The organism is Methylopila musalis, assembly GCF_042679725.1.
GTDB lineage: Bacteria > Pseudomonadota > Alphaproteobacteria > Rhizobiales > Methylopilaceae > Methylopila > Methylopila musalis.
Map to the genome: position 1 here is coordinate 1 of NZ_JBHTMX010000265.1, position 3153 is coordinate 3153.

At 73.8% G+C, this 3153-nt stretch carries 3 protein-coding genes and 1 pseudogene; 1 reads left to right on the forward strand and 3 read right to left on the reverse strand.

Annotation, left to right across the window (positions count from 1 at the left end):
• Positions 1-401: pseudogene (locus ACFQ4O_RS16395) on the forward strand (ligase-associated DNA damage response endonuclease PdeM); the annotation flags it as partial.
• Between the two features lie 6 nt (positions 402-407).
• Here ACFQ4O_RS16395 and ACFQ4O_RS16400 read toward each other — a convergent pair.
• The 3 genes from ACFQ4O_RS16400 to ACFQ4O_RS16410 all read right to left on the reverse strand — a co-directional run.
• Positions 408-1187: a TIGR02186 family protein gene (locus ACFQ4O_RS16400; protein WP_378777259.1), complete on the reverse strand. Its 780-nt coding sequence runs from the start codon at positions 1185-1187 to the stop codon at positions 408-410.
• Positions 1184-2113: a sulfite exporter TauE/SafE family protein gene (locus ACFQ4O_RS16405; protein WP_378777261.1), complete on the reverse strand. Its 930-nt coding sequence runs from the start codon at positions 2111-2113 to the stop codon at positions 1184-1186. Before ACFQ4O_RS16405 ends, ACFQ4O_RS16400 begins: the two co-directional genes overlap by 4 nt.
• Before the next feature lie 125 nt (positions 2114-2238).
• Positions 2239-3153 (reverse strand): tetratricopeptide repeat protein (locus ACFQ4O_RS16410; protein WP_378777263.1); only part of this gene is annotated, 915 nt, incomplete at its 5' end.

The following is a 3153-nucleotide window of genomic DNA, read 5'->3' on the forward strand; positions in this document are numbered from 1 at the left end:
CGCGGCTCGCGGCGCTGCAGGTGGGGCGCGACTGGATCTGGATCGCCGGCAATCACGACCCCGAGCCTCCCGCCGGCTGCGGCGGCGAGGCGAAAGCCGAGATGCGTCTTGGGCCCCTGACGCTTCGGCACGAGCCGGCGGCGGGCCCCGCGCCCGGCGAGATCGCGGGCCATCTGCACCCAGCGGCGAAGGTCTCCGTGCGCGGCCGCAACGTCCGGCGGCGCTGCTTCGCGACCGACGGCGCGCGGCTGGTGATGCCGGCCTTCGGCGCCTATACGGGCGGGCTCAACGTGCGGGACGCCGCCTTCGCGGGTCTGTTCCAGCCCGCCTCCTTCGCCGCCTGGATGCTGGGCGACGAGGGGGTCTACGCGTTCCGCCTGTCCGGGCTGCGGCCCGACTGAGAGGGGTCAGTCCCGCCGGAAGGCGGCGCTCGCGGTCCAGCCAAAGGCGATCGCCAGCAGGGCCATGCCGAAGCCGTAGAGCAGCCGCTCCCGGTCCGCGAAGCGCGCCACCCGCTGCTCGAAACCGGCCTTCACCACCCGGAAGGTGATGGTCTCCAGCGCCGCGAGCCGGCCCTGGTCGTAGATCCGCGCCTCCACCTCATAGGCTCCGAAGGCCACGTCCGGCGGCAGGTGGATCGAGGCGCGGAACACGTCGCGGTCGAGAAAGGCGACGCCGCGCCCGTCCTCGCGCCAGTGCCCGCGCTCCGCCTGTCGGCGCACCAGCGCGGCGACGAAGGCTGCGTCCTCGGTCACGTCCACCCGGCGGGTGCCGCCGGCGGGCGCGCCGTCCGCCGCAGCCGAGAGGCTGAGCTGTTCGCTCGCGATGTCGTCGGCGCCGACCACGGTCCCGAGCGGGCGGGACGACAGCACCGCGAGGAAGTCCGGCGCGCGCTCGAAGGTGCGGGCGGGGCCGTTGATCCAGAACGGGCCGATGCGCTCCTTGCGGCGCACCTGCAGGGTGCGTCCGGGCCCGCGCGCCCGCACCACCGCCTCGAAGCGTCCGCCGGCCTGTCGCGTCTCGCCGCGCACGGCGCCGAACAGCGTCAGCTCGCCGCCGGCGTAGTTGGAGGCGATTGTCACCTGCTGGGAGGACAGCGCCAGCAGCAGCTTCTCCGCATGCGCGGGCGACGTGAGCAGTGCGGCGCCGGCGAGGCCGAGCGCGGCGAGGATCGATCGCGCGCTCATCGCGCCTGCGCCTCGATCGCGACCGAATAGGCGTCCTTCGGCGTCGCCACCAGATCGATCAGGAAGCGGCCGCCGACGCTGAGCAGCAGCAGCGCCAGCAGCAGGCGCAGATGCTCGCCCTTGAGCTTCTGGCCGGCGCGCACGCCGAACTGGGCGCCGATGGAGCCGCCGAGCATCAGCAGCGCCGCCAGCACCAGATCGACGGAGGCCGCCGCATAGGCGTGCAGCACGGTCGCCGCCAGCATGGTGATCAGGATCTGGAACAGCGAGGTGCCCACCACCACCGCGGTCGGCACCCGGAACACGTAGACCAGGATCGGCACCAGCAGGAAGCCGCCGCCGATGCCGAGCGTCGCGCCCACGAAGCCCACGAAGGCGCCGAGCCCGAGCAGCGGGATCACGCTCATATGCAGCATGGAGCGCTGGAACCGCAGCTTGAACGGCATGCGGTCCACCAGCGAGCGGCCCGCCGCGCGCGGTTTGGCGGCGGGGGGCGGCGGCGCGCCCTTGCGCAGCAGCGCGCGGGTCGATTCCGTCAGCATCAGCCCGCCGATGACGCCGAGCAGCGCCACATAGGCGACCGCGATCACCGCCTCGAGCTGGCCCGCGGCGCGCAGCAGGTTGAAGAACCAGACGCCCGCGCCCGCGCCCGTGACGCCGCCCGCGAGCAGCACGAGCCCGAGCTTCACGTCGAGCGCCCGTTTGCGCCAGTAGGACAAGGCGCCGGTGAAGGCGGAGGCCGCGATCTGCGGGGCTTCGGAGGCCACGGCCACCGCCGTCGGCACGCCGATGAAGATCAGCAGCGGCGTCATCAGGAAGCCGCCGCCGATGCCGAACATGCCGGAGATGAAGCCCACCGCGAGGCTCATGCCGATCACGAGCAGCACGTCCACGGGCAGTTCGGCGATCGGGAGATAGATCTGCATGGCTGTCGCGGAGCGGGAAGCGTGAGCGGCGCGCGCGGGCGATGAGCCCGCCGCGCCGCCGATGGTGTCGCGTCAGCGCCCCGGCGCTGTCAACCGCGCAGGAAAGCCGCCGCTCGGAAGAGCTTTCAGCGCAGCGAGACCGGGTTGCGGGCGTCGGCGGGCGCGCCCGCCTGGTCCCAGCCGCCGGGAGGCGTCGGAGCTTCGTTCGCGGCGCTGTCCACCATGCGCGGCTTGAAGCCCGCCACCGTCTGCTGGGCGCCGGCGAGGTTCTTGCCAAGCGCCTTGGCCACCTCCTCGCGCTTGCGCCCGGCGTCCTGGTCGCCCTGGGCGGCCGCAAGCGCGAACCACTTGTAGGCTTCCGTGAGGTCGCGCTTGCCGGCGAGGCCGCGGGCCTGCAGCACCGCGAGATTGTACTGGCTGTCCACCAGACCGCGCTCGGCCGCCATGCGGAACCACACGGAGGCCGCCACGAAGTCCGGCTTGCCGAGCCCGCCCTCGGCGTGCAGCACGCCGAGATTGTGCATGGCGCGCACGTTGCCGGAAGCGGCGGCCTGCTCGTACCAACGCCGCGCGACCACCAGATCGCGGGCGACGCCGCGACCCTTTTCGTACAGGCTGCCGAGGCGGTGCTGCGCGGGCGCGAGCCCCTGGGCCGCCGCCTTCTCCAGCCAGTGAGCGGCGGCGACCGGGTTCGGCGCCACGCCGCGCCCTTCGGCGAGCCGGTCGGCGATCTCGAGCTGGGCGGAGGGATCGCCCTGCACCGCGCGCAGCCGCAGCATGGAGCCGCCGATCGTGTCCGGCAGCGCCTCGGGATCGCGGGACAGCGAGCCGGTGGTCAGGTCCTCGTCGGCCTTGGGCGCGGCGAACTTCTGCGGCTTGGCGCCGAGCGATTCCGCGAAGGCGTAGTCGGTGATGTCCGGCGCGGGCTTCCGCGGCGGCGTGAAGGAGGACTGCCGCTCGGGCTTCGTCTCCGCCGCAGCCGGCGGCGCGGCGGGCGTTTCGGGCGCGGGCGCCTCGGGCTCCACGGCGGCCGGGGCGTC

Coding starts and splice junctions, on each gene's coding strand:
- ACFQ4O_RS16400 (WP_378777259.1), bottom strand. CDS start 1,187: ATGAGCGCGCGATCGATCCTCGCCGCGCTCGGCCTCGCCGGCGCCGCA.
- ACFQ4O_RS16405 (WP_378777261.1), bottom strand. CDS start 2,113: ATGCAGATCTATCTCCCGATCGCCGAACTGCCCGTGGACGTGCTGCTC.